Below are 25,788 nucleotides of genomic sequence, written 5' to 3'. Positions count from 1 at the left end.
AGAGCGTGTTTCACAACCCTACCGTTATTGGCGTCATCTTCAGTAGTGGTCCGGGTCGTTGACAAGGCGCCAAAGGCGATTCTATGGTTTTTGAAACAGGGGTTTTATTTGTCACCAGGGTGGCACGAAGGGCGACGACATGACCGACCCAGCACGCGACGAGTTCCCGGCACTGTGGGCGAACCCGATTTCCCGCAGGCGACTGTTGCGTTTCGCGGGCCTGGGCGCCGGTGCGGTCGCCGTCGCCACGGTGCTCCCCGGCTGCACGGCCGCGGCCCCCGGCGGCGAGGCCGAGGCGGCCGACACCCTCTCCGCGGCCTTCGCCAACACGTTCCTCGACCTCGACCCGACGACCGGTAGTCAGGTCGGCACCATCGCGATCAACGACTACGTCTACGAGGGCCTCTACCGGCTCGACCCGTTCCCGCCGCGCACCGAGATCACCCCGGAACTGGCCGCCGCCCTGCCCGAGGAGCTGTCGCCGACCGGCTACCGGATCCGGCTGCGCGAGGGCGTCACCTTCCACGACGGCAGCCCGCTCACCGCCGAGGACGTCGCCTTCACCATCCAGCGGATCAAGGACCCGGCCACCAAGTCGCTGTTCACCCGGTTCTTCGAGGTCATCACCGAGGTCCGGGCCACCGGCGAGCACGAGCTGGAGCTCACCCTCGCCGCGCCGACGACGCTGCTCGTCCAGCGCCTGATGCTGGTGAAGGGCATGTCCAAGGCCGCGATCACGGGTTCGCCGGACGCGCTGAAGCTCAAGCCGGTCGGCACCGGGCCCTACCGCATCGGTTCGGCGGTGTCCGGACAGCGGGTGGAGCTGATCCGGTTCGACGGCTACACCGGTCCACGGAAGGTCAACTACGACACCCTGCGGATCAGTGTCGTCGCGGACCCCAACGCGCGGGTCTCCGGGCTGCGCACCGGGCAGACGAAGATCATCGAGGACGTGCCGGCCAGCGGGTTCGCCAACCTGGCCGAGGCCGACGGGGTGACCGCGGCCGGTGAGGCGGGGGAACACCTGACCGGCCTGATGTTCCACTGTGGCAAGCCGCCGTTCGACGACGTGCGGGTGCGCCAGGCGGTGCTGTACGCGATCGACCGGGACTCGATCACCGACACCAGCTTCTTCGGCAAGGCGAGCCCGGTCTGGGGCAGCGTGATCCAGGAGTCCAGTCCGGACCACGTCGCGCCCGACATCACCTACAGCTACGACCCCGAGCGCGCCAAGGCACTGCTCGCCGAGGCCGGCCTGGGCGGCGGCGGGATCCGGATCGACCTCATCGCGGGGACGTTGGACTACCTCGCCTCGCAGACCCCGATCATCGAGGAGAACCTGCGCGCGGTCGGGTTCGAACCCAACGTGATTCCCGGTGAGCTCGAGTCGCTCTACTCCCGGGTCACCGCCGGTGAGTACAACGTGTTCCTGATGAAGGGCGACACGAGCGCCGTCGGTCCGACCGACGCCGAGTTCGCGTTGCGCTGGCTCTACTACGGCGACTTCCCGCGCAGCTTCCTGTACTGGGACGGTGCGCCGCTCACCCAGGTGGAGAAGCTGCTCGACGAGGCGCTCACCGCGGCCGACGACGCCGCCCGCGCCCGCCTGCTCGGCCAGGTGCAGAACCTCGTGCAGAACGAGGTGCCGATCGGCCGGCTGCACCGCACCGAGCAGCTCACCGGCTGGTCGAAGGATCTGCAGGGATTCCGCCCGTCGCCGACCGCCGGGTTCGTGGTCGACGGGGTGCGCGGGTGACCACCGCCGCCGCGCCGGTGGCGCCGGCGCGGCGCGGCCCCCAAGGCGTCCACATCGGACGGTTCATCCTGCGCAGACTGTTGCTCGCGCCGGTGATCCTGCTCGGCGTGGCCCTGGCGGTGTTCGTCGTGATCGACCTGTCACCCAACGATCCGGCCCGCGCCGCGCTCGGCCTGTTCGCCGACGCCCAGTCCCGGGCCGCGTTCGCCGCCGAGAACGGCCTGGACGACCCACTGCTGGTGCGGTTCGTGCGGTTCCTCGGCGACCTCGTCCGGTTCGACCTCGGTGACTCGGTGGTGCGGCCGGAGTCGGTCGGCCACCTGGTCGGGATGGCGCTGCCGCTCACCGTCCAGCTGCTGGTGCTGGCCACCGTGCTCGCGGTGGCGCTGTCGCTGGTGCTCGGCATCGTCGCGGCCCGCACCGAGGGCCGCTGGCCGGACCGGGCGATCAGCACGGTCGCGGCGGTGTTCCAGTCAGCGCCGCAGTTCTGGATCGGCTTGCTGTTCATCCAGTTGTTCGCCGTCGGACTCGGGGTCCTGCCCTCCGGCGGGTACCAGCCGCCATCGGCCGGGTTCTCGTTCTGGTTCTCCTCGATCGTCGGACCGGCGATCGTGCTCGCGCTGCCGTTCGCGGCGGCGATGACCAGGGTCGTGCGCGCCTCGGTCGCCGACGAACTCGCCAAGGACTACGTGCGCACCGCCGTCGGCGCCGGCGTGCCGTGGCGCGCGGTGCTGCTGCGCAACGTGCTGCGCAACGCCCTGATCACCCCGGTGACCGTGCTCGGCGTGCACGTCGGCGCGCTGATGTCCGGCGCGATCCTTGTCGAGACCGTGTTCAACCTGCCGGGCATGGGCAGCCTGCTGATCACCGGCGTGAACCAGGGCGACCTCGGGGTGGTGCGCGGGGTGGCGATCGTCGGCGCCGTCGCGTTCGTCGTGGTCAACCTGCTCGTCGACCTCGCCTACCTCGCGCTGAACCCCCGTAGCGCGGAGGCCGCCCGATGACCGCCGCGCCACCGGCCCTGCCGGTCAGGTACGCGCGGGCGTTCGCCGCCGAACCGATGGTGCGCTGGGTCACCGGCGTGGTCGTGGTGCTTTTCGCGGTCCTCGTCGTGCTGCCGCTGCTGGTTCCCGGCTCGCCGACCGCGCTGAACGCCGGGCCGCCGCTGGCGCCGCCCAGCGGCGAACACTGGTTCGGCACCGACCAGTTGGGCCGGGACGTGGCCGCCAGGGTCCTGCACGGCGCCCGGCTGAGCATGCTGGTGGCGGCCGGGTCCGCCGCCGCGGCGCTGATCGTCGGCGGGCTGCTCGGCGCGCTCGCGGCCAGCTCGCGCGGCGTGCTCGGCGAGGTGATCATGCGCGTGCTGGACGTCGTGCTCGCCTTCCCCGGCATCCTGCTCGCGATCGTGCTGGCGGCGGCGATCGGTCCCAGCCTCACCACCACGGTGATCGTGCTGTCGGTGATCTACGCGCCGTCCATGGCCCGCGTGGTGCGCGCCGCGGTCTTCGCCGAGTACGGCACGGACTACGTGACCGCCGCGCGGCTGCTGGGCACCAGCCGGGTCCGGCTGGTCGGCTACCACATCGGGGTCAACGCGGCCCTGCCCGTGCTCGTGTACACCACGTTGATCATGGCCGACGCCATCGTCGCCGAGGCCGCGTTGTCCTTCCTCGGGGCCGGGATCAGGCCGCCGGCGCCGTCGTGGGGCAACATCATCAAGGACGGCCAGACGGTGATCGAGGCCGGCGCGTGGTGGATCTCCCTGTTCCCCGGCCTCGCCATCGTGCTCGCCGTCCTGGCGATGAACCGGTTCTCCGAGGCTCTCGGCGCTCACCTGAGGTCCCGATGACCACTCCCGTCCTGTCCGTCGCGAACCTGAGCGTGCGTTTTCCGAAGCGGTACGGCGCGATCGACGTGCTCGACAACATCGCGCTCGACATCGGACCCGGTGAGCGGGTCGCCGTCGTGGGGGAGTCCGGTTGCGGGAAGTCGCTGCTCGGCCTCGCCGCCGCCGACCTGCTGCCGCCCACCGCACAGGTCACCGGCCAGATCTCCTTCCGTGGCAAGGACGTCCGCACCATGGGGCGCCGCGAACGGTTCGCCCTGCGCGGCGCGGGCATCGGCGTCGTCTACCAGGACGCGCTCACCAGCCTCAACCCCGGGATGACGGTCGGCGCGCAGCTGCGGCAGGTGTGCCGGCTGGGCTCGTCGTCCACACCGGAGCGACTGCTGGTCGACGTCGGGCTCACCGACACCGGGCGGGTGCTGCGCGCCAAGCCCCACCAGCTCTCCGGCGGCCAGCGCCAACGCGTGCTGATCGCGCTCGCGCTGGCCAGGGACCCCGACCTGGTCATCGCCGACGAGCCGACGACGGCCCTGGACGTCACCGTCCAGGCCCAGGTGGTGGCGTTGCTGCGGGAGCTGCAGGAACAGCACCACTTCGCGCTGCTGTTCGTCAGCCACGACCTCGCGCTGGTGTCCGAACTCGCCAGCCGGACCACGGTGATGTACGCGGGACAGGTCGTCGAGAGCGGCCCGACGACCGAGATCCTCGCCCGGCCGCGCCACCCCTACACCGCCGGCCTGCTCGCCGCGAGCGTCAGCCTGGAGGAGCGGCGGGAGACGCTCACCCCGATCCCCGGGCACGTGCGCCAGCCCGGCGAGTTCGTCGCCGGCTGCCGGTTCCGGGAGCGGTGCGGCAACGCCCGCGACGACTGCGCGAACCGGCCGGAACTGGCCCCCGACGGTCCCGGCCGCCTGCTCGCCTGCTTCCACCCGGTGGCCAAGGAAGAGGAAACCCCATGACCACAGTGGACGCACCGGCGACGACCCCGGTGGTCGAGGCGCGGGCGGTCGTCGTCGACTACCACTCCCGTGGCCACCACACCCGGGCGCTGGACCAGGTGTCGCTGTCGGTCGAGCCAGGGGAGACCGTCGGGCTGATCGGTGAGTCCGGGTCGGGGAAGTCGACGCTCGCCCGGACGCTGCTCGGGCTCGTGCCACCGACGGCCGGTGAGGTGCGTTACCGCGACCGCGACGTCTACGCACTGGGCGCCACCGCGCGTCACCGGCTGCTCGGCCGGGACACCGCGATGGTCTTCCAGGATCCGCGCAGCTCGTTGAATCCCCGGCTGTCGGTGGGCGCGGTGGTCCGCGATCCGTTGCACGTGCAGCGGATCGGCGACCGCGAGGCGCAGCGGGTCGCCGTGGCCGAACTGCTGGAGAGCGTCGGACTGCCGGCTGCGCTGGCCCGCCGGCCGGTTCGGGCGCTGTCAGGTGGACAGCTGCAACGGGTGGCCCTGGCCAGGGCGCTGGCCGTGGAACCCAGCCTGATCGTGGCCGACGAGCCGACCTCCGCGCTGGACGTGTCGGTGCAGGCGCAGATCCTCAACCTGTTGCGGCAGATCCGGTCGACCAGGAACCTGGCGCTGCTGGTCGTGTCGCACGACATGCGGGTGATCAGGTTCCTCGCCGACCGCACGGCGGTGATGTACCAGGGCCGCGTCGTCGAGGAAGGTCCGACCGAGGAGGTCTACACCGCGCCCCGGCACGACTACACGAAGACGCTGCTGGCCGCCGCCCCGGTGCTGCACCGGGGCTGAGCCCTCAGGCGCGGTGCACGACGGCACCGCCGCGCAGCACCAGCCGCACGTCGCGCAGCCGGTCGATGTCGGTCGTGGGGTCACCGTCGACGACGACCGCGTCGGCGATCATGCCGGGCGCGAGCGTGCCCAGCCGGTCGCCGAGCCCGAGCAGTGCCGCCGAGTTCCTGGTCACCGCGGCGATGGCGTCGGTCGTGGACAGTCCACAGGCCACCAGTTGGGCGGCCTCGGTGGCGGCCTGGCCGTGCGGGACGTCGGTGGTGCCGGCGTCGGTGCCGCCGGCCATCGGCACGCCGGCCGCGACCGCCTCGCGGATGCTGACCCGGTGGGCGGGCACGGTGATCCGCGCCTTCTCCCGGATGAACGCGGGAATGCGCTCGTCGTCGAGGAACTCCGGCGGCTTGTTGGTCGCCGTCAGCGTGGGCACCACCACCGTGGTGCCGTGCGCGAGCGCGTCGAGCGCCGCGTCGTCGAGGATGACGGCGTGCTCGACGGAGTCCACCCCGGCGGTCGCCGCGATCCGGATGGCCTCGGGGTTGCTCGCGTGCGCGGCCACCCGCAGGCCGAGTTCGTGGGCGACGGCCACGCCCGCGCGCAACCGGGATTCGGTGAACTGCACGGCGAACAGGTCCGAGGTCGGCGTGCTGACCCCACCGCTGACCGCGATCTTGACGCAGTCGACGCCGAGCCCGGCGAGCCGGCGGATCGCCTGCCCGAGTTCCCGTTCGTCCCGGACGATCTCGCCCAGGAACCAGCCGTGTCCGTCCGGGACGGTCACGATGGGTCCGGCCGCGACGACCCGAGGGCCGGTCCGCTCGCCGGCGGCGATCTCGTCGCGCAACCGGAAGATCTGCGGTGTCGGCCCACCGAGGTCGCGCACCGTCGTCACCCCGGCGCGCAGGTGGGCCGTGGCGCGTTCGGCCGCGCCGGCGAGGTCCGCGTCGCGGTTGACCATCGCGTCGAGTCCGCCGGACAGGAACAGGTGCACGTGGCAGTCGAACAGTCCGGGCAGCACGGTCCGCCCGCTGATGTCGATCACCTCGGCGGTGCCGTCGGCGGCCCGCTGGGCGTCGGCCAGCGTGTCGTGGATCCCGGCGACCCGCCCGTCGCCGACGAGCAGGGTGCCGGGCGCCGCGACCGCTCCGTCCGTCGCCGGGTACACGAGCCCGTTGGTCAGCGCGAGGTAGCCCATGGCGACAGCGTAGATGAAATGGAACGAGAGTTGTACTGAGTGGAACCCGACTCAGTTCCGGCGAGTGACGCCAGACAGCCGCGCCTCGGCGGTGCGCACGTCACCCCAGATCTCGGCGACCAGCGGGTCGTCGGTCGCCTCGTGCGCGTCGACGCGTTCGTGTGCCGGTCGCCGCTGGCCAGCGCGTACACCTCGCCCGGGGCCTGGCTCAGCGCTCCGGCGTGGCGCAAGGGCGGTGTCCAGCAACTGGTCCGGCTCGACGATCTCGAGATCAGTCACCACACACAACATGATCCACTACGTCAGACAAGTGCCGTTGCCGTACCAGGACCGTGTCTCATGTGGTGATCTTGGTGAGTCGTTTGGAGCAGGTCAGGGCTGCGGCGAGGGTGAGGAAGCCGCAATCGTTGTCGGGGTGGCGTTCGTGGCGGATGGACAGGCGGCGGTAGCCGGTTCAGTCAGGAGATGGTGCGTTCGATGACCCATCGGTGCCGGCCGAGGCAGCTCAATGCCTTTGCGGGCGATCCGCGGCATGATGCCGCGGCGACGTAGCCAGCGGCGGTGCTGGTCGGTGTCGTAGGCCTTGTTCGCGTGGACTTTCACTGGCCGGGACCGTCGCGGTCCACGTCGTGAGCGGACACGGGGGATCGCCATCAGCATCGGTGTGAACGCCTGGCTGTCGTGCAGGTTCGCCGCGGACACCCGACCACGAGCGGCACACCACCTGGTCGGACACCACATGGATCTTCGAACCGGGTTGGCGCGGTCGACCGGGCTCGGACCGGTCAGACCGCCCCCCTTTTCGCCCGCACCGACGCAGCGTCCAGGATCGCTCTGGACCAGTGGATCTCACCCCGGGTCCCGAGTTCGTCCAGACCACTTGGTGCAGCCGCCGCCACAGGCCCGCGCCGGTTCACTGAGCGACCACGCACTGTGTACACGACGGCCGGCAGAGCCGGCAGGACCTACCCTTCTCGACCGCAGTCACTGACCGTGATCCCACAGCACCGGCCGATCCCACGTCCACGACATCCAACCCATTCACGCTCGGCCTGTCCTTCTGCTCCATCAGGCTCACGCCGCACCCCGCGCAGGGCGTCGCGGACCTGCCGGGCGGCGTCGGTGCCCTACGTAGTTGGGTGACGAGCAGCTAAGGCGGAGAGTTCGGAACCTCGATGCGAGTCTGGCGGTGTGAAGGCCGTGTCGGCGCCCCGACCTGCTGGAGTCCTGACTGGAGCGTGATCGGGGTAGTCCGCCGGCACGATACCCATGACTTCCAGGGATCACCCCATGGGCTCCGCCAGGCGAGTCGACGCATCCCGGCCGCCGTGGCTCGATCCCATGAGCCTTACGACACATGGTGCGTTCGGATTGGGAACAGACCCATTGGCGAACTCGATCAGTCTCCTCCTCGTAGCCGAGCCTGACACCCGCACTTGGTCAGGTACGGAAAGGCATGTGGCGAGGATGAGGGGCGCTACGCGCGGCTGCTGCTCGTGTGGTGGCGCCGGAGCATGGCCGACACGGAATTCCTCATCTGCGGTGCTCACGGTGGGCGCGGTCAACTGTGGAAATTCCGATCGGTCCAATTGATCACCCAGATGTGTGAACCGAGGCGGAGGACCGGTATCGGGCGGCCTATGAGGACTGGTCAGTATGCCGGCGACGGTGTGGTGGGAATGACTCGGGTGTCGCCGATCTACGTGGCCGATTCTCGCCAGTGCTGTCTACCGCCGCGCGTCAGAATGGGATGCATGGATCTCAACCTCAAAGACAAGGTCGCGGTCGTCACCGGCGGCAGCAAGGGGATTGGGCTGGCGATCGCGAGCCGGCTGGCAGCCGAGGGTGCCATCGTCGTGGTCGGTTCCCGCTCGGTGTCCGACGAGCTCGCCGCCGTTCGTGACGACCAGGGCGTCTCGGTCGTTCCCGTCGACCTGGCCACCGCCCAGGGGCCGGGCGAGCTGATCTCGGCGGCGGTGGACGCGCACGGCGGACTCGACATCCTCATCAACAACGTCGGCGCCAGCGAGCCCGGCCCGACGTTCGCCGATATCGACGACGACGCTTGGCAGCGGATTTTCGACGTGACGTTCTTCAGTACCGTGCGGACCTCCCGTGCCGCGTTGCCCTCGCTGATCGCCCGTGAAGGCGCGATCGTGAACATCGGGTCGATCAACGCCCGGTTGCCCGACCCGGCGATCGCGCACTACAGCGCGGCGAAGGCGGCATTGTCCAATCTGAACAAGTCGCTCGCCATCGAGCTCGCGCCGCACAAGGTGCGTGTCAACCAGATCTCACCCGGTCCGGTGCGCACGCCGTTCTGGACCGCGCCGGGCGGCTTCGCCCACGTGGTGGCCGGCGCGGCCGGCACCACGCCGGAGCAGGCGGTGGACGACGTCGTGCCGCAGGCGCTGGGCATTCTCACCGGCCGGTTCAGCGAGGCGGAGGAGGTGGCGTCCCTGGCGCTGTTCCTCGCGTCCTCCCAGGCGGCCAACATCACCGGTGCCGACTACGTCCTCGACGGCGGCACCATCAAGACCGTCTGAACGACGGACTCCGCGATCGAGTCATGAACGACCGGCCCGGTCACGAGCTTTGCTCGTGACCGGGCCAGTCTTCGTTCTGTGCCAGGCGATCCGGGCTCGCCTCCAAGGGTAGAGGTGTGATGATTGTCCAAAACTCCTACATGGTTCACGTCTACCATCAGTCGCTGGGCGAGTCCAACGGGATCTTCAATCCAGTAAAGTGACGTCACATGTATCGAAGAGTTGACCTCAGGAGTGCGGGTGATGGTTATGTCCTCACGCTCACTCCGGCTCAGTTCGAGCTGGTCAGAAGAGTTCTTGTCAATCTCTACGGTGGCAGTCATTCTGCAGAAGTAGTTTCCGTGGTGGCTGGAGATGCCTCAGAAGGGCTCCTCGAGTTGAGGGGTCGAGAAGTGGACTTTCAGTCACGAGGTGGCGTTGAATTGACGTTAAGTCACTCCGATCTTCGGGCCTTGTGTGGCTCCTTGGCGTTCGCTTTCCTGAATCACTCCTCGGAGGAAGCGTTTCATAATAGATACGGCTTCTACAGTGAAAACGTGCAGGCTGTTGGGTGGGCGGTCTTTGATGCGCTTCAGAAGATGGGGGGGAGTTCAGGGGGTGGAAGCATCTGAGTCGAGGAGTCCGGTGAATACCTCACTGGGTTTGCGCCAGTGGTGGATCTTACGGAGTCGGCGGTGTTCATCGATGCGATCCACGTCAAGGTCCGCGACGGCCAGGTCGCCAACCGGCCTGTCTACGCCGCCATCGGAGTCACCGTGGACGGTCACAAGGACGTCCTGGGGCTGTGGATGGGCACCGGCGGCGAAGGCGCGAAGTTCTGGGTGAGCGTGCTGGTCGACCTCAAGAACCGCGGCGTCGCCGACGTGTTCTTCCTCGTCTGCGACGGGCTGAGAGGTCTCCCCGAAGTCGTGGCGAACGTGTGGCCACAAACTGTTGTCCAGACCTGCGTTGTTCACCTCATCCGGAACACGTTCCGGCTGGTCGCCCGCCTGGACTGGGACGCGTTGAAACGGGACATCAAACCCGTCTACACCGGACCCAACCCAGAAGCCGCGCCAGCGGCGCTGGACACAACCGACGAGAAATGAAGGAAGAAATCGGAGCCGTGGTCTCGACGTCGGGTAACTCAGCCTCGGGCTCTCGCAGGCGGGTGCGGTGTGTGACGACGGTGGCGTCAACGGCTTCGCCGAGGTTCTTCCACAAGTGGGATCGATCCGCGACTTGGATCCCGTCTGGCTCACCCGATCGCGCGCCTTCGGCATAGGGTCCGGCCCGGTCCCGGCAGTTCACTTCCACCCCGGGATGTTGTCGTGACGAGGTGGACGAGGGCGCGGGACCAGTCAGAGGTCGTGACGTGATGCGTATCGCGAGGCCTGTTCGAAGTCGTGCTCCGCGGTGAGCGACTGGGTGACGATGAGCAGGTAGGTGTCCTCGTCCAGCACGCCGGTGACGCGGCAGTTGGCGTAGATGAACTTGTCGAAGGTCTTCAGCGCGGCCACGGCTGCCTGCCGTACGGCCGGATCAGTGAGTTGTCCACCTCCGGCTTCGCGGAAACCGCGTTCGACCGCGGCTGCCTGGTCGAGAACGAGACCGCCCAGCGTGGTGAGGATTCGTCGCAACAGGATGTGCTGACGTCGGCGGAGTCGGACCGGATCGGGGTGGTGGAGTGCGGCGAGGGCGTGTTCCGCGGTGCCGGTAGCTCGGTCTCGGGCGGCGGGCAGCAAGGTGGCGAGGATGCTGGTCGCGAGGCGCTCGTCGCTGTCTGGGTGGTCGGCGTGCCGGTCGGTGGCGGGTGCGTTCTTCGCCGCCAGCATGGCTGCGGCGAAGTAGATCAGCTGGTTCGGCGTGATAGTGGTCCAGGTCAGACCGTTGCTGATGCACTCATCCGCCGCTGGATCTCCTTCGGCGGCCAGCACGCCTGCGTCGCGCACCATCTCCTGCAACTCGTAGTCGGGCGACTTCGGGGCGTCCGCCTGAGCGGGCGGCTGCCCCCTGAACGCTCCACAAGCGCAGGTGTGGGCTTGTCGCAGGACGCCGGGACGCGACGCCGCGGCCAGAGCCTGGGTGACGGTGGCCAGGTGCGAGACAACGGTGGTGTGGGTGGCGGAGTGCAGGCGCGCCGAGCGGCGCAGGTCGGCCAGCAGGGATTCGCACCTGCTCAGCGCGGCCAGGGCAGCGTTGTTCACGACGGGATCGGTGATGTCGCCGCCATTCTCGGCGGCGAAGAGGTAGGCGAGCGTGTGGACCCAGTGCGGGTTGGCGGGCTCGTCAGCGGCTCGCATCAGATCCTCCGAACTCGGCGGTCATGTCGCGGTGGACTCGCTCGGCCTGTTCTGGGCGACCGAGCGCCTTCAACACCGCGGCGAGGGTATGGGCGGCGTCGAGGGTGTCATCAGTGAAGGAGTCGGGGTCGTGGGCGGCGAGCTGCCGGTAGGTACGCAACGCCTCGTCGGAGGCGGATAGCGCGGCGTCGAGGTCGGCTTTCAGCTGGAGGCGGAGCTGGGCGTATCCCGCGAGGGCGGTGGCCAGGTCGACCAGGTAGGTGTGCGGGTCTGCTCCGGCCAGTGCGCGGTACTGCTCGACTGTCTGGCTGGAGAGCTCCAGCGCCTCGGCGTTGTGTCCGGCCCATGCGAGCTGGTCCGCGTGGTCGTTCAGGCGCGGCGCGAGGCCGGGCGTCGGCGCCGCGGGGTCGGGTGGGCGGGCGGCGCGGTGGTCTCTGGCCAGCTCGGCCCGCAACCGCATGGCGCGTTGGGTGTAGTGCCAGGCTTCATCCTGGTGGTCGGCCAGGGACAGCCAGACGCCGTGGTTGTGGGTCGCGGCCATGAGCGCGGCGAGGTGCGCGGACCGGTGATCGCCTGCCAGTTCTTCCCACAACTCCGTCGCGCGCCTGGAGTGCCCCAGAGCCTCCGTGAGCCTGCCCGCCTTCACCAGTGTCTGGGCGTAGTTGCCGACCGACGCGGCAAGGTCGGGCAGGTGGGCGGCGCGGTGGTCGTTGACCAGTTCCTCGCGCAGTTCGACCGCGCGCCAGCACCACTCCAGCGCTTTCGCGCGGTCCGGCAGCCGGACCGCGTGGTTGCTCACGAACATCGCCAGGCGCGGGAGGTGGGCAATGCGGTTGCCCTCGACGAGTTCCTCGCCCAGGTCGACGGCCTCCCCGGAGCGAGCCAACGCCTCGTCCCGCTGTCCCGCCTCCGCCAGCCGGTTCGCGAGGTTGGCCACCGCCGCGGCGAGATCGGCGAGGAAGGCCACACGGTTGACGTTGGTCAGCTTCTCGAAGATCTCGACCGCCTGCCGGGAGTGGTCCAGTGCCTCCTCCTGCCTTCCCGCCTCCGCCAGCCACCACGAGTGGTGGTCATGCGCTTGGGCCAGGGGCTTGAGATCGGCGTCGGGGTCACTCGCGGCCAGTTGACGGTAGAGCGTGACGGCGCGCTCTGAGTGCTCAAGAGCCTCGGCGGAGCGTCCGACCTCCGCCAGCCGCGCCGCGTGGCTGTCGGATGATCTGGCCAGGCCACGGCGGTGTTCCGGGTGGTCACCCTCGGCCAACTCGAGGTTGAGGTCGACCGAGCGTCGGGAGTACTCCAGCGCCAGCGCGCGTTGCCCGTTCTCCGCCAGCCGTACAGCGTGGCTGCTGACCGACCGCGCGAGATCCTGGAGGTGCGCGGTGCGGTCGCTCGCTGCCAGGCGCTCGCGGATGGAGACGGCCTGCCGTGAGTACGTCAGGGCGTCGTCGCGCAATCCGACCGCTGCCAAGCCCTCCGCGTGGTTGTGCGCCGCCCTGGCGAGGTTGAACTCGTGGGTCGGGTCGCTCGCGCACAGTTCGCGGTAGCACTCGACGGCACGCCATGAGTGGTCCAGTGACTGTTGCCGTTGCCCGGCGGAGCTGAGGCGGTTGCTGTAGTCGATGTGGAGCTCGGCTCGGTGCTCGAGGTCGTCGGCGACCTTGAGCATGCGGGTCACGTAGGCGCCGGTGATCGCCGCGGCGCCGACGTCGATGTCGATCCGCGACCCTGCGGGCAGGGCGACGTAGACCGGATCGAGGACATCGATCGGGAGGTCGAGGTCGGCGAGCGTGGCGAGGGCGTTGCCACCCGCTTCGATGGCCAGACCGGGATCCTGGCGCAGCAGGGGGTACAGGACCGCGTCGGCCAGGTGCGGCCAGCGCGCGGCGGCGGAGGCCAGGAAGGTGACGGCCCGGTTGACGGTGGCTTGACGGAGTCCGTCTGTGGTGAGCAGCGTGGCCGGGACAGTGCCCGTCCAGGGGTCGGGGTCGTAGGCGGTGAGGTCGTGGCCGGGGGTGAGCAGGCCGAGGAAGTCCTCGGCTAGGCGGTCGGGGTAGAGAGGCTCCAGGACCAGGGTGCGGTCTGCGGGCGGGTAGCAGAAGCGGTGGTCGAGGAGCAGGTCCTGGGGATGTCCCGGCAGGTCGACCGCTTGCAGGGTGCGGGTTCCGGTGTCGTGGCTGACCGCGCCGACGAGGGCGGCGGTGAACACGGTCCTGGCCATGACAGCGGGCCGGGTCCGGTAGTCCTGGCCGTGGTCGCCCGCGTCGTGCAGTTGCTGCCACGCCTGGTACTCGCGGTCGAGGAGGTAGGCGGACAGCTCGTGCGGCGCTGAGGGCGTCCGCTGGCCGCGTTTGCGGGCGTCGACGGCGACCAGGGCGGCCATGTGCAGGGTCAGGGTCAGCCCGAAGTCGTCGTGGCCCAGTTCCGTGGGCGGTTGAATGCCGCTCGCGTCGGGCACGTCGTACAGGTCCGGCTGGGCATAGCGGTCGCGGGCCGCGGCAAACATCACGGACCGGTCGTCGGCCAGCGGCGGCAGCGGCAGGTCGTCGGTGGCGGCGCGGAGCTCGGCGAGCTCCGCGCGGATGGCCGCGTACCAGCGGACGGTCCGGCCGATCAGGAGGACTCTGACGGCCTGCCGCTGGTGCAGGACGGGGTCGGTCAGCAGGCGGGTCAGCTCGCTGTGCGCCCACCGGTCGGCGTAGTCGACGATCAGCAGCAGCCCAGCTCCGCCCGCGAGGTCCGGCGCGTCCCCGGCTCCCGACACGACGTCGGGGACTCTCGCCTGCGCGACGGTCCACCCGTCGCGGGACCGCTTGGCGAACTCGGCGGCGAGCCGGGTCTTGCCCTGCCCACCCGGCGCGTGGAGCAGCCGAACCGCACACCGCGCGTCCTGGCGGTCCCGCCAGTCCCGCAGCGCGTGGAGTTCGGTGTCCCGGCCGGTGAACGGAACGACCTGGCTGCGGGCGTCCAGCAGCCTGCTCGGCTGGTCCATCAGCCAGGTCGCGTCAGGCCGATCCGGCTCGTGGACCGGCTCGATGACGTGGCGGCGGGCCCCACAGTTGATCTGGACGCCACCAGCGATGTTGCCCGCCTGGACCACAGGTCCGTACACGGTGCCCGCCACGACGTTGTTCACCGCGTCCGGTGACTGCTCCGGGTCGTGGACCATGACCCATTACTACCGCACAGACCCGACCAGGGTGACACCTCGACCCCGCTGAGCTGCTTGAGTTCCCCTGAATTTGGACAGGGTGGCATTGCCCCGTCCGGTGAACGGGGTCAAGGTCACCCGGCGTGGTCGGTCGTGCTCGGGCCACTGGACCGACTCGGTGGCCTCCGTGGTTGGTGTCGCTATCGCCTCGGCCACCCCTTGCTCCTCAGGTAAGAGTCTTATAGACTCAAACCATGCTCACCTGGGACGACGCCATCGCGGTCATCGAGAAGGCCGAGGGCGCCACCGCGCTGTTCGGCGCCGATACCGCACGCGCTCACCGCCGCTACCGTGAACTGGCGGCCGCGCTGCACCCCGATCGGAACCCCGGCAACGAGCGCGCACACCGGGCCGTCGTCACGCTCAACCGCCTCTACGACGACTGGAAGCGACCGCGCCACCTGACCGTGACCACGGCGACCTCCAGCTACACGCTGACCCGTCCGCCACACGCGGTCGGCAGCATTGCCACGACCTACCGCACCACCGGTCCTTGCCTGGTCAAACTCGTCCGGAACCCGGTGTTCAACACGCTGCTCCACGCCGAATGGGCCGCGTTGCGCGCTCTCGACGATCTGACCGAGCGGCACCGCTGGCTGCGCCCGTACTTCCCGCGCCTGATCGACACCTCCGGCCCGGTGGCGCGTGGTGATCACGCGTTCACCGTGCTCAACCCACTCGTCGACGGGTTCACCACGCTCGCCGAGATCCGCACGGCGTTCCCCGGGGGCCTCGACGGGCGCGACTACGCCTGGATGCACCGCCGTCTCCTGCGTGCGGTGGCCGGAGCGCACCGCGCGGGCATCGTCCACGGGCACCTCACCGCGGACAACGTTCTGGTACAGCCGGAACAACACGGGATCGTGCTCGTCGGCTGGTCGTTCGCGGTCGGCGACGGTGAACTCCCGGTCGCGGTGGACAACGCCGTCAACTACCCGCCGGAGGTCCACAGGGGACAACCAGTGACCACGGCCACTGACGTCCACATGCTCCACACGATGATGGCGGATCTGCTGGCACCGGGCGAAAAGCGGCAACGCACGTTCGCCACCTGGTGCACTCAGGACTCCCCGGCACAACGGCCCGCCGCGGCCGACCTGCTTGACGAGTACGACCAACTGCTCGACGAGCTGTACGGCCCGCGCACCTTCAGACCATTCACTCTTCCCGAGACAGGAGCCTGACCATGGGACACGGACACTGGGACGACAACGCCTACGCCGCGGCGAAGACCTTCCGCGCGGCAAGGGGCGAGGACGATTTCGGCTACACCGCCGACCTCCGTGGTCGGCCGTCGAGCGACTGGAAGGTCGCACCCGCGCTCGACCCGGCGAACGCGATCCGCGAGTGCCGTGACTCGGCCGACCACAGCGATTCGACGCCGATCGCCGTGTTGTTCGACGTCACCGGCTCGATGCGCCGGGTGCCGCGGATCATGCAGGGCAAGCTCGGCAAGCTGCACGGTCTGATCAAGCGCCGGGGCTACCTGGCCGATCCGCAGGTGCTCTTCGGCGCCATCGGCGACGCCGACAGCGATCGGGTCCCGTTGCAGATCGGGCAGTTCGAGTCGGACAACAGGATGGACGAGCAGTTGCGCACGATCTTCCTCGAAGGCGGGGGCGGTGGGCAGAAGAGCGAGTCCTACGAGCTGGCCGCCTACTTCATGGCGCGGCACGTGGTCACCGACGCGTGGCACAAGCGCGGTCGCAAGGGCTACCTGTTCGTCATCGGCGACGAGCTGAACAAGCCATCGCTGGAGGCGAAGCACATTCGCCGGATCATCGGCGACGACATCCACGAGAACATCGATCCCGCCTCGGTGTACCGGGAACTGGCGCGCAGGTGGCACGTCTACTTCGTGCTGCCCAACCAGTCGTCGTACTACGACGACCCGGACATCGGGGAGCACTGGAGCGGCCTGCTCGGCCAGAACTTCCTCAAACTCGACGACCCCGGCGCGGTGTGCGAGCTGATCGCGGCCACGATCGGGCTGGAGGAACAGGTGGTCGACGTCGACCAGGCGCTGGCTGACCTCGCCGACGTCGGCTCGGCCGCCGAGGGCGAGGCGGTCGGCAAGGCGCTGACCAGACTGGGCGGGCGATCGGTGGTCACCTCGGCGGTGCCCGACCCCGGCGGTCCCGACGATGTGGTGCTGCGGTGAACCTCGACGGGCACGTGGTGGTGGTCGGGCTCGGGTTCGGCGACGAGGGCAAGGGCGCCGTGGTCGACGCCCTGTGCGCGGCCCGGCCCACCACCGCGGTCATCCGGTTCAACGGCGGTGCGCAGGCCGCGCACAATGTGGTCGTCGACGGACGGCACCACACGTTCAGCCAGTTCGGGGCGGGCACCTTCGCCGGGGTGCCCACCCACCTGTCGCGATTCATGCTGGTCGAGCCGTTCGCGCTGGCCACCGAAGCCAGACAACTCGAAGCCGTCGGGATTCGCGACCCACTGGCGCTGCTGAGCGTGGACGACCGGGCGCTGCTCACCACGCCGTTCCACATTCACGCCAACCGGGCCCGCGAGGACGCCCGAGGAGACGCGCGGCACGGGTCGTGTGGCAAGGGCATCGGCGAGACCGTCCGGTACTCGCTGCGAGCGCGGACGGACGCCCCCACCGTCGCCGACTGCGCTCGGCCGGCCGTGCTGACGCGCAAGCTCGACGCTCTGGCCCGATTCTACGATCCGCTCACCCCACCGCCGCACAGCGTCGACGAACTGGTGTCGCTGTACCTCGATTTCGCCGACGCGGTCCGGTTCACCGATGGCGGTGAGACCGGGCGGCTGACCGATCGCGGCCGGGTGGTCTTCGAGGGAGCGCAGGGGGTTCTCCTCGACGAGCATCATGGCTTCCACCCGCACACGACCTGGTCGACCACCACGCCGCACAACGCACGTGAGCTGCTGGACGGGCGTCCGCACACGGTACTGGGGGTTGTGCGGACCTACCACACGCGCCACGGCGCGGGACCGTTCCCGACCGAGGACTCGGCCGTGCTCGCGCGCCACCCCGAACGCCACAACGGCACCGGGAGGTACCAGGGCGCGTGGCGGGCGGGGCACCTCGACGCGACGCTGCTGGACTACGCGATCGCGGCCTGCGACGGCGTGGACGCGCTCGCGGTGACCCACCTCGACGCCGACCGGCCGCGCGTGGTGCTTGAGCACGGCTCACCCGCGGTCGAACTGGACGACCCGCTGGCGTGGTTCGGTGCCCGGCGGCCGGTCGCGCTCGCCGGGTACGGCCCGGACCGCGCGGACTACCGGACACCGGTCACAATCGGCGTGTGATCGAGTCGACGCCGGTGTCCGTGGATGTGCTGGTCGTGCGGTTCGACCCGGGGGAGCGGACGGTGCTGCTCGGGGTCGCGCCACGGGCCGCCGCACCGTTCCAGGGGAAGCTCGCGCTGCCCGGGGTGCTGCTCAGGGTCGGGGAACGGTTGCGGGAGGCGAGCACCAGGGCGGTCGTCACCAAGTTGGGGCTGTCGTCGGAGGCGCTGTCCGGCACCGGCCAGCTGACCACCTTCGACGAACCGTCCCGCGACCCGCGCGGCCCTACCCTGTCCATCGCGTTGTGGGCGACCGCCACGTCCTCGGGTGAGGGCGTGCGGTGGTACCGGCTGGACGCCGTGCCCCCGCTGGCCTTCGACCACGACCGGATCGTGGCGGACTGTCGCCCGCTGCTGGCGAACCGGCTGTGGCGCGACGTCGAGTTCACCGCGGGCCTGATGGGGAACGGGTTCACCACGGCACAGGCACTGGACGTGACCGAGGCGCTGACCGGGGAACGGCCGTACCCGGCGAACCTGGGCCGGACCATGGAACGCGTCCCGGGGTTGCGGCGGACGGCCGAGCACGCGGCCGCGCTGCCGAAGGGCGGGCGCCCGCCTTCGCTGTGGCGCTGGGACTGAGTCGTCCGTCCGTAACCCCACCCGCCCCGCGGATCGCCCACCGGGCCCGCGGTGGAACGGGCCGGCGGTGACACGGGCAACCTGATGCTGTTGCTGGGTTGGACATCGGAGGACATGCCCGCCACTACGGCGAGAGCGCCGCGGCTGAACCCGCGCAGGAGGTGCGGTCGCGGAGATCATTTCTGACGGCGAGTCAGATACAGGCGATGGACCGTTCTCAGCCGGTTCTGCCGATGATGCCGGGCATGCCCGAGCGGGTCTCGGGTCGCTCGGGTGGCCGGTCTGTCCGAGGACCGCGTCCGGGCACTGGTCGAGGAGGACACCGGCGGCCGTGGCCTCGGGGTTCTGGGCTACCCCAGCGTGAACGTCCTGAAGCTCGACGTCGCGGAGGATAGGGCCGTGTTCTCGGTCGACGCTGAGGCATGCCTCGGGGGCAGGGCGCGCCCTGCCCCCGAGGTGGTTGTCGGCGAGTTCGTCGGGCCGGGGGCGTATCCGATCGTGCCGGTGGCCTACGAGGTGGTGTGTGAGCGGGGCACCCGATCGAAGTCGCTCGATCTGGTGAAGGCGTTCCTGCGGTACGCGGCGGGGGAGGACGGTCAACGGGCGGCGTCCAGGCTGGGCCACAGCCAGCTGCCGGAACGGATCCGCGACCGGGCGATGGCCGCCATCGACGCGCTGGCCTGACGCGGCCGCGTCGGTCAGGCCGCCAGGTGGATGTCGGTGACGTGGACGTCCACGGTCGCGACGTCCAGGCCGAGGATCTGCTCGACGGCCTCGATCACGGCGACCCGGACCTGCTCGGCCAGTGCCTTGACCGGGCGCCCGTACTCGACCACGAGCGGCACGGTGATCGAGGCGACCTCGTCGGCCACGTCGATCGTGAGGTCGTCGAGGTTGTGCACGCCGTCGATGCCGGCGGCGACGAAGGTCACGACCTTGGAGGTCACGGCGTCGGCCACGGTGGTGGTGCCGCGCAGACCCGGCGCGGGCCGGGCATGCGCCGGCGCGGGCTCCCCGGCGGCGTCCGCGTCGGCGGCGGGACCGTCGCCGGGTTCGGCGTCGTCGGTGGGCGTGGCGTCAGTGGTGTCGGGGGTGTCGGGGGTGTCGTCGGTCGGGACGGGCGTGACGTGGCCTAAGAAGCTGCTGACGGTCTCGGACATGATCGGTGAACCCCTTTGCGTGAGCGACGACTTCGTGGGGGAGGTGGCGCCATGATAGGCGTCGTGGCCGTGCTCAGGGCACTGGCCCTTTCGTTGCGTCCCAACGACGTCCGCCGCTGCCCAGCGCGGCCCGCCCGCGCGGCCGGCATACCGTCCCGCCGCCCGTCCCGCGCTGTTAGGTTCGTCGCGTTTCCGGATCGGGGAGTGGTGATCGCTGTGGGTCGGGGTGTGCGACGGCGGGTCTTTCTGTGGGGAGCCGGCGGCGGGCTGGCCGCCGTCGCGGTGGCCGGGGCGGTCGGTGACGTCGCGGCGCAGCCACGGGAGGCGTGGAGTTCGGCCTGGCTGTGGCGGGACGCGAGCGGCGCGCTCGTCTACCGGTCGGACCTGGAGGGCAACCGGATCCCCGACTTCGGCTACGCCGGCTACCGCTACGGCGCCCCGCTGCCGGTGCGGCCGGTCGTGCGCCGGGTCGGTCCGGTCGCCGGGGACAACACCGCGCGCATCCAGGACGCGATCGACGAGGTCAGCGCGCTCCCCAGGGCCGAACGCGGGTGCGTGCTGCTCGCGCCCGGCACCTACGAGGTGCGCGGCGTGCTCGACATCCGCGCCAGCGGCGTGGTCCTGCGCGGCGCGGGCGACGGCGCCGACCCGGCCACGAACACCGTGCTGCGGGCCACCGGCACCGACCCGGAGCGGACGGTGGTCCGGCTCGGCGCGTACACGGCCAACCCGTGGTCGGGCCGGATCGGCGAGCGGGTGGACGTCACGACCGACTTCGTGCCGGTGGGCGCCCGGACCTTCCGGGTCATTGACGCGAGTGGACTGGCGGTGGGGCACAACATCGTCATCGAGCACCCGTGCACGCAGGCGTGGCTCGACGCCGTCGACGGTGGCGGCACAGCGGGGTCCCCGCCGTGGCAGCCCGGCGCGCACCCCCTGCGGTACAACCGGTTCGTCACCGCTGTCACCGGCGACGTGGTGTCGATCGACGCGCCCGTGTTCAACCACCTCGACCGTGGTCTCGCGCAGAGCTTCGTGTACCGGTGGGACCGGGCCGGTCTGATCACCGAGTCCGGGATCGAGTCGCTGCGCGTCGACATCGCCCACGACACCGGCAACCCCCAGGACGAGAACCACGCGCGGAACGCGATCCGGCTCGGCAACGCGCAGGACTGCTGGGTCAGGGACTGCACGACGCTGCACTTCTCGCTGTCCGGAATCCAGACCGACGGCACGACCCGGTCCACCATCCAGAACTGCAAGGCGTTGGACCCGGTCTCGGTGGTGGAAGGGGGGAAGCGGTACAACTTCGGCTGCTGGCCCCATTCCCAGCAACTCCTGTTCGTCGACTGCGTCGCCAGCCACGGGCGGCACGCCTACGTGTCGAACGGGACGAGCACGGTGTCCGGGGTGGTGTTCCTGGATTGCGTGTCCCAGCACAACCTGGCCGCGAGCGAGGGCCACCGGCGGTGGAGCCAGGGCCTGCTCTTCGACGGCTTCCGTGAGCCGTCACCCGACCGCGAGGCGGTCCTGGGTCTGCACAACCGGGGGAACTACGGCACCAGCCACGGGTGGGGCGCCGTGCACTCGGTCGCCTGGAACTGTGCGACACCGGTCGGTCACCACATCGTCGTGCAGAAACCGCCGACCGCCCAGAACTGGGCGATCGGCTGTGCCGGCACGGTGACCGGTGACGGTCCGTTCGACCAGCCGGCGGGCCGGATCGAGGGCGCGAACCAGGCGGACCTCACGCCGGTGTCGCTGTACCGGGCGCAGCGGGAGTACCGCGTCGGCACCCCCTACCGGCACCACGGGTGCATGGCCGACGCGTACGTCCGTGGCGGCGCGTACCGCACGCGGAACTTCGGCGGTGCGGGTGAGCTGCTGATCAAGGAGTCCGAGTCGGCGGACGTGCGCCGGCAGGTCTACCTGAAGTTCACCCTGGCCGGGGAGACCTCGGTGCGCGTCGCCCGGCTGCGGCTGAACGCGGGCATGACGTCGGGGACCACGGCGCTGTGGGTCGGCGTCCACGGCGTGCCGGACACCGGGTGGTCGGAGTCCGCCATCACCTGGGACACCAGGCCCGCCCCGGACGCGCGGCTGTTGAGCAGCAACCCGGTCGCTGGCCCGGCGGCCGCGTTCGAGTGGGACGTGACCGGTTGGGTGCGCGCGGAGCTGGCGGCGGGGCGACGGACGGTCAGCTTCGTCCTGGTGGGCAGGTCCGCCCAGGTGCCGGTCGTGGTGGCGGACTCCCGGACCACCGCCACAGGTATCGGCCCGCGGCTGCTGGTCAGCTGACCTCGTCGGGGTCGCTGGTGTGGTCGACGAGCCGGTGCAGGCCTTCCGTCGTCTCGTCGAGGTGGGTGGCGGCCTCGGCGGCGTTGGTGAGTTCGCTCAGGAGGTTCGGCGGCACCGCGCCCCGGAACCTGTAGCAGATCTTGTGTTCATGAGCGGCTACGCCACGGAAAAGCCCCGCGAACTCGTGGCCGAAGTCTTCTTCGGCCGGGTCCACGGCCACACCTTCCGTCCTGCAAATGTACGAGGCCCTGGGCGGCCCCGAACCCACGCCTACGCCCCGCGCTGGGCAAACACCGTGCCGGTCCGGCCGTTGCGGACCGGCACGGTGCCTCGGTCAGGGACAGACCTCGTCGAGCTTGACGACCCCGAAGTCGACCCGTGACCCGGGGGTCAGCGCCGCTCCCGGCGCGATGTTCTGGGTGCACACCTGCCAGTTCGCGTCGAGCACCTGGTTGCGGTCCTGCCCGCCGAGGTCATGGGAGCCGGTGAAGTGGATCGCGCTCCCGGTCAGTCCCTGGATCTGGTCCTGGGCATCCTGCAGAACCGCGCCGACGAGGTTCGGCATGACCCACTGCTGGGCCGGCTGCTCACCTGCCGGTGCTGCCGGCGACTCCCGCGTCTCGACCGGTGTTGCCACCTCGTCCTGATCCGCCCGCGACGCCCCACCACACCCGGACACCGCCACCACGACGGCAACCCCGACGACGATCGATGCCACAGTCCGCACAACTACCTCCCACAGTCACCACCCCCATCGCGCACTCCCGTCGACCCGTTGCCGCCGAGCACCACAGATCACCCGTCCGAGTGATCCCAGCCGTAGCGGCCTGACCGAATATGCGCATGGTGACTTTTCTGTGCGGCGGCCGGTACAACGCTGTGGCGCCCTGGAACCGAACTGGCCCGGGGCTGATCCACCTGCGAGGGGATCGTGCCGACGAACTGGCCGCCGCGCGATGGGCACGGGCAGCCTGCCCGCCGGCGACGCGTACACCGTCGAGCCGCGGCGCCGCTACGACGTGCCGATCGAGGACGTCTGGGATGCGCTCACCAGCCCCGAACGGCTTGAAACCGTTCACCCGGCAGGGTGTGGCCACCCTGTGACGGGGTGCGTGGTCGTCACCAGGGTCTGACGTGTCCTGGTGGGGTGATCCCGTGCGGTGTCGTGGTCGTCTGGCGGCGGCGGGCGCCGCGCATGGTCCGGCCGGCCGGGGGGAGCAGCACCAGCAGCGTGGCCAGGGGCCAGGACACCAGGCAGATGATCTGCATGACGGCGTACTCGGAGGTCCGGTCGTCGAGCAGAGCGATGACCAGGGCCAGGACGTAGTGCAGGGTGAGCAGCGTGCCGGTGCCGCCGAGGATCCGGCGGGCCGCGTCGAGCCGGCACATGAGCGCGACACCGAGCACGACGACCAGCCCGCCGACCGTCAGGCTGGCGATGGTGGCCACGCTCTCGTTGTCCCCCACAGGTTTCTCGAAGGCCGCGCCGATTCCGGCGACCCTGCGCGGCACCCTGACGGCGGTCATCGCGTTCGAACGGGAGCACTGAGCTCGCCGACGCGGTGAGGCCAATTCCGGCAAACTGGTCGGTATCGGTGATCGAACCGCGTGCCGGTCCGCCGGGTGTGGAATCTGGGTACTGGTCACCCATGTGTCGGCTCTGTCGCATGTGATCGTGTGCTGTTCCGTACGAACGGTCTGTTTCACGGTTCGACGGGGGGATGCGATTTCATGTCCAGTACTCATGATCTTGTGTGTGACTCCGAGGTCCGGACGGTGTCCACCGATCCGGTGTCCCGGGGAGACCGGTTGGCCACCGAGCTGATGCTCGCCGGCGGGGGCGGCGCGGGTACTCGGGAGCCGGGTGGGTGGCAGCGGGTTCTCCAGGCCACCATCCGCGACGGATTCGAGGACACCATCGCGCGCGTCGCGGTCCGGCGGGCGAACGCCGGTGCGCCGCCGGACGTGGCGCGGCTGTCGTTCACCGAGGCGGTGTTGGTGCGGGCGTCCGGCGACTGCGACGGCGCCACCGAGCGCGTCGCACGGGCCGTCGACGTCGCCGCCGGGCTGCCGGAGTTCGGGCCCGCCGCCGCGCTGTTCGGGGTGCCGGGGCGCGCGCCGGCGGCCGACCGGGACACCACGGTCGCGACCGTGATCGCGGTGCTCCACGGCGCCCGCTGCGCGCTGGACCGCGAGAGCGTCGACGTGGCCCTCGACCGGGCGGAGACCGCGGTGGATCTGTGCGGGACGGCCGGGTTACGCGGGTTCGGGCCCTACGCCCTGTCCCTGCGGGCCCGCGCCCTGGCCGGGCTCGGCCGGCTCGACGACGCCCTGCTGGACGCCCTGCTCGCCGAACGCGGGCAGGGCACCGCCGACCGGGTGTACGGCCTGCTCACCCTCGGCACGGTGCACCGCCGCCGCCGGGACGGGGCCGGTGCGCGGGCAGCCCTCGACGCGGCGCTGAAGTTCCTGCCCGGCGACGTGGAGCGGGCGGCGCTGGCGCCGGCGGTGCTGGCCGAACTGGCCAGGACGTGCGCGCGGGACGACGCGGCGGTCGCCAGGGGGTATGCCGACCGGTCGGTCGCGACGGCGACCGGCGGCGGGCGGCGGGCCGCGCTGCTGGCCCGGGGATGGGTTGCGCTCGCGGCGGGTGACCTCGTCACCGCGGCAGCCGACGCGGCGGCGGTCCGCGCGGCCGCGCGGTCGGACAGCTGTCCGGCGAGCACCGGCGAGGCGTGGGAACTGCAGGCGCTCGCGGCGGGAAGCGAGGGCGCCACCCGCGAGGGGCTGCGGGAGGCCGTCATGGCCTACCGGCAGGTGCCCGACGTCGCGGGCGAGGCCGTGGCGCGGGTCGTCGGCACGGCGCTGCGCCGGGGGCCCGGCCACCAGCTCACCCCCGCCGACCACGAACTCCTGCGTGGTCACGGGATCCTGGCCGGTCGGGGCGTGGCGGACGCGTTGACGGTCGTGCTGGGCCGGGGACCGCGGATCGTTGTCCAGGCGCTCGGGGGGTTCCGGGTCGTCCGCGACGACGAGGAGGTCAAGGCACACGAGTGGCAGTCCAGAAAGGCCAGGGACCTGCTGCGCATCCTCGTCTGCTCGCGCGGCGGGCCGGTGCCAAGAGCCAGGCTGATGGAGCTGCTGTGGCCGGGCCTGCCCTCGGCGGCCGGCGGGCGGCGGCTGTCGGTCCAGCTCTCGGTCCTGCGCCGGGCGCTCGCGGTCACCGGCCCCGGCAGAACCGTGGATCCGCTGGTCGCCGACCGCAGGACGGTGTCGCTCAACACCGACGTGGTGGCCATCGACGCCGAGCGGTTCCTCGGGGCGGCCCGGGAGGCGCTGGTCGCCTTCCGTGGGGGCGCGGCGAACACACCGGACCTGCTCGCGCTCGCCGAGGACCTGCACACCGGCGAGTTCATGCCCGACGAGCCCTACGCCACCTGGACCTACGAGCTGCGCGACGAGGTGGACGCGGTCTACGGCGAGGTGCTGCGGGCGCGGGCGGCGTCGGTCCCCGACTTCGACCACCGCACCTCCTGCCTGCGGCGGATCCTCGCGCGCGACCCCTACGACGAGGGCGCGCACCTGGAACTGGTCACCGAGCTGCGCCGCGCCGGCCGCCACGGCGAGGCCCGCCGGCGTTACGACCTCTACCTCGCCAGCATGCGCGAGATCGGTGTCTCCCCGGCCGTCCGCCGCGAACAGCTCGGAACTCGTTGACACCGCTGGTCATCGGCACCGGTCGAACGAAACCGCAACATCGGCGAAACGCTGCCGGCAGGTAATCGAAGGCAGCGTGCCGAGACTCCTCCCTGGACGCGATGACGCAGGGAGGA

General features: G+C 70.6%; 21 protein-coding genes and 2 pseudogenes. 14 read left to right on the top strand and 9 right to left on the bottom strand.

Going from position 1 to position 25,788, the window contains the following annotated elements; genetic code table 11:
* Positions 1-139 precede the first annotated feature (139 nt).
* Genes BLA60_RS27960 through BLA60_RS27945 form a run of 5 tightly spaced genes read left to right on the top strand, consistent with a single transcriptional unit; the run spans position 140 to position 5,358 of the window.
* Entirely contained in the window at positions 140-1,756 is a 1,617-nt protein-coding gene (locus tag BLA60_RS27960; protein ID WP_075135989.1) for an ABC transporter substrate-binding protein, read from the top strand.
* Complete coding sequence (locus tag BLA60_RS27955) at positions 1,753-2,760, top strand: ABC transporter permease (protein ID WP_211288869.1); 1,008 nt, start codon at positions 1,753-1,755, stop codon at positions 2,758-2,760. Before BLA60_RS27960 ends, BLA60_RS27955 begins: the two co-directional genes overlap by 4 nt.
* Positions 2,757-3,605 (top strand): ABC transporter permease, encoded by an 849-nt coding sequence (locus BLA60_RS43685; protein WP_154814663.1) that lies wholly within the window; start codon positions 2,757-2,759, stop codon positions 3,603-3,605. The genes BLA60_RS27955 and BLA60_RS43685 overlap by 4 nt, the downstream gene beginning before the upstream one ends.
* Positions 3,602-4,561, top strand: a complete 960-nt coding sequence (locus BLA60_RS43680; protein ID WP_154814662.1) for an ABC transporter ATP-binding protein — start codon at positions 3,602-3,604, stop codon at positions 4,559-4,561. Before BLA60_RS43685 ends, BLA60_RS43680 begins: the two co-directional genes overlap by 4 nt.
* Positions 4,558-5,358, top strand: coding sequence for an ABC transporter ATP-binding protein (locus BLA60_RS27945; protein WP_075135988.1), 801 nt, complete (start codon positions 4,558-4,560; stop codon positions 5,356-5,358). Before BLA60_RS43680 ends, BLA60_RS27945 begins: the two co-directional genes overlap by 4 nt.
* Positions 5,359-5,362: 4 nt before the next feature.
* Here BLA60_RS27945 and BLA60_RS27940 read toward each other — a convergent pair whose 3' ends face one another.
* The 3 genes and pseudogenes from BLA60_RS27940 to BLA60_RS45750 form a co-directional block, all read right to left on the bottom strand.
* The gene (locus BLA60_RS27940; RefSeq protein WP_075135987.1) at positions 5,363-6,550 is read right to left on the bottom strand and encodes a metal-dependent hydrolase family protein; all 1,188 of its coding nucleotides are present in this window, start codon (positions 6,548-6,550) and stop codon (positions 5,363-5,365) included.
* A gap of 51 nt (positions 6,551-6,601) precedes the next feature.
* Complete coding sequence (locus BLA60_RS27935) at positions 6,602-6,829, bottom strand: hypothetical protein (protein WP_154814661.1); 228 nt, start codon at positions 6,827-6,829, stop codon at positions 6,602-6,604.
* A gap of 58 nt (positions 6,830-6,887) precedes the next feature.
* Positions 6,888-7,463 (bottom strand): annotated as a pseudogene (locus BLA60_RS45750) (IS5 family transposase); the annotation flags it as partial.
* 775 nt (positions 7,464-8,238) lie between these two features.
* Between BLA60_RS45750 and BLA60_RS27920 the strand changes: the two are divergent.
* Together BLA60_RS27920 and BLA60_RS27915 are read left to right on the top strand one after the other, a co-directional pair.
* Positions 8,239-9,096 carry an SDR family NAD(P)-dependent oxidoreductase gene (locus tag BLA60_RS27920; RefSeq protein ID WP_245812185.1) on the top strand — a complete coding sequence of 286 codons (858 nt, stop codon included), beginning with the start codon at positions 8,239-8,241 and terminating at the stop codon, positions 9,094-9,096.
* Positions 9,097-9,767: 671 nt separating this feature from the next.
* A pseudogene (locus tag BLA60_RS27915) lies at positions 9,768-10,181 on the top strand (IS256 family transposase); the annotation flags it as partial.
* Positions 10,182-10,436: 255 nt separating this feature from the next.
* Here BLA60_RS27915 and BLA60_RS27910 read toward each other — a convergent pair.
* A complete protein-coding gene (locus BLA60_RS27910) occupies positions 10,437-11,378 on the bottom strand; it encodes a hypothetical protein (RefSeq protein WP_075135984.1) in 942 nt (313 codons plus the stop codon).
* Entirely contained in the window at positions 11,365-14,544 is a 3,180-nt protein-coding gene (locus tag BLA60_RS27905; RefSeq protein WP_075135983.1) for a tetratricopeptide repeat protein, read from the bottom strand. The genes BLA60_RS27910 and BLA60_RS27905 overlap by 14 nt, the downstream gene beginning before the upstream one ends.
* Before the next feature lie 236 nt (positions 14,545-14,780).
* On the opposite strand from BLA60_RS27905, the gene BLA60_RS27900 reads away from it, so the two are divergent.
* From BLA60_RS27900 to BLA60_RS27880, 5 genes are all read left to right on the top strand, one after another.
* Positions 14,781-15,770, top strand: a complete 990-nt coding sequence (locus tag BLA60_RS27900) for an adenylate cyclase (protein ID WP_075135982.1) — start codon at positions 14,781-14,783, stop codon at positions 15,768-15,770.
* 2 nt (positions 15,771-15,772) lie between these two features.
* Entirely contained in the window at positions 15,773-16,747 is a 975-nt protein-coding gene (locus tag BLA60_RS27895) for a hypothetical protein (RefSeq protein ID WP_075135981.1), read from the top strand.
* On the top strand, positions 16,744-17,877 hold the full coding sequence (locus BLA60_RS27890) for an adenylosuccinate synthetase (RefSeq protein ID WP_075135980.1): 1,134 nt from the start codon (positions 16,744-16,746) through the stop codon (positions 17,875-17,877). Before BLA60_RS27895 ends, BLA60_RS27890 begins: the two co-directional genes overlap by 4 nt.
* A complete protein-coding gene (locus tag BLA60_RS27885; RefSeq protein WP_075135979.1) occupies positions 17,874-18,497 on the top strand; it encodes an NUDIX hydrolase in 624 nt (207 codons plus the stop codon). Before BLA60_RS27890 ends, BLA60_RS27885 begins: the two co-directional genes overlap by 4 nt.
* A 273-nt stretch (positions 18,498-18,770) precedes the next feature.
* On the top strand, positions 18,771-19,181 hold the full coding sequence (locus BLA60_RS27880; protein WP_075135978.1) for a potassium-transporting ATPase subunit C: 411 nt from the start codon (positions 18,771-18,773) through the stop codon (positions 19,179-19,181).
* 14 nt (positions 19,182-19,195) lie between these two features.
* On the opposite strand, the gene BLA60_RS27875 is transcribed toward BLA60_RS27880, so the two are convergent.
* The gene (locus BLA60_RS27875; RefSeq protein ID WP_075135977.1) at positions 19,196-19,657 is read right to left on the bottom strand and encodes an Asp23/Gls24 family envelope stress response protein; all 462 of its coding nucleotides are present in this window, start codon (positions 19,655-19,657) and stop codon (positions 19,196-19,198) included.
* Between the two features lie 228 nt (positions 19,658-19,885).
* Between BLA60_RS27875 and BLA60_RS43675 the strand changes: the two genes are divergently transcribed.
* Positions 19,886-21,955: a CBM96 family carbohydrate-binding protein gene (locus BLA60_RS43675; protein WP_154814660.1), complete on the top strand. Its 2,070-nt coding sequence runs from the start codon at positions 19,886-19,888 to the stop codon at positions 21,953-21,955.
* On the opposite strand, the gene BLA60_RS43670 is transcribed toward BLA60_RS43675, so the two are convergent.
* The 3 genes from BLA60_RS43670 to BLA60_RS27855 all read right to left on the bottom strand — a co-directional run bounded on the left by BLA60_RS43670 (position 21,948) and on the right by BLA60_RS27855 (position 23,482).
* Positions 21,948-22,169, bottom strand: a complete 222-nt coding sequence (locus tag BLA60_RS43670; protein ID WP_154814659.1) for a hypothetical protein — start codon at positions 22,167-22,169, stop codon at positions 21,948-21,950. The genes BLA60_RS43675 and BLA60_RS43670 overlap by 8 nt on opposite strands.
* Before the next feature lie 120 nt (positions 22,170-22,289).
* Positions 22,290-22,682: a hypothetical protein gene (locus tag BLA60_RS44930; RefSeq protein WP_211288868.1), complete on the bottom strand. Its 393-nt coding sequence runs from the start codon at positions 22,680-22,682 to the stop codon at positions 22,290-22,292.
* A gap of 392 nt (positions 22,683-23,074) precedes the next feature.
* Positions 23,075-23,482 carry a hypothetical protein gene (locus BLA60_RS27855; protein WP_154814658.1) on the bottom strand — a complete coding sequence of 136 codons (408 nt, stop codon included), beginning with the start codon at positions 23,480-23,482 and terminating at the stop codon, positions 23,075-23,077.
* 249 nt (positions 23,483-23,731) lie between these two features.
* On the opposite strand from BLA60_RS27855, the gene BLA60_RS27850 reads away from it, so the two are divergent.
* Positions 23,732-25,672: an AfsR/SARP family transcriptional regulator gene (locus tag BLA60_RS27850; protein ID WP_154814657.1), complete on the top strand. Its 1,941-nt coding sequence runs from the start codon at positions 23,732-23,734 to the stop codon at positions 25,670-25,672.
* The last annotated feature ends 116 nt before the right edge of the window (positions 25,673-25,788 follow it).

Source organism: Actinophytocola xinjiangensis, assembly GCF_001921215.1.
Taxonomy (GTDB): Bacteria; Actinomycetota; Actinomycetes; order Mycobacteriales; family Pseudonocardiaceae; genus Actinophytocola; species Actinophytocola xinjiangensis.
Note: the sequence above shows the minus strand (reverse complement) of the source record. Positions and strands in the feature narration are given on the sequence as shown.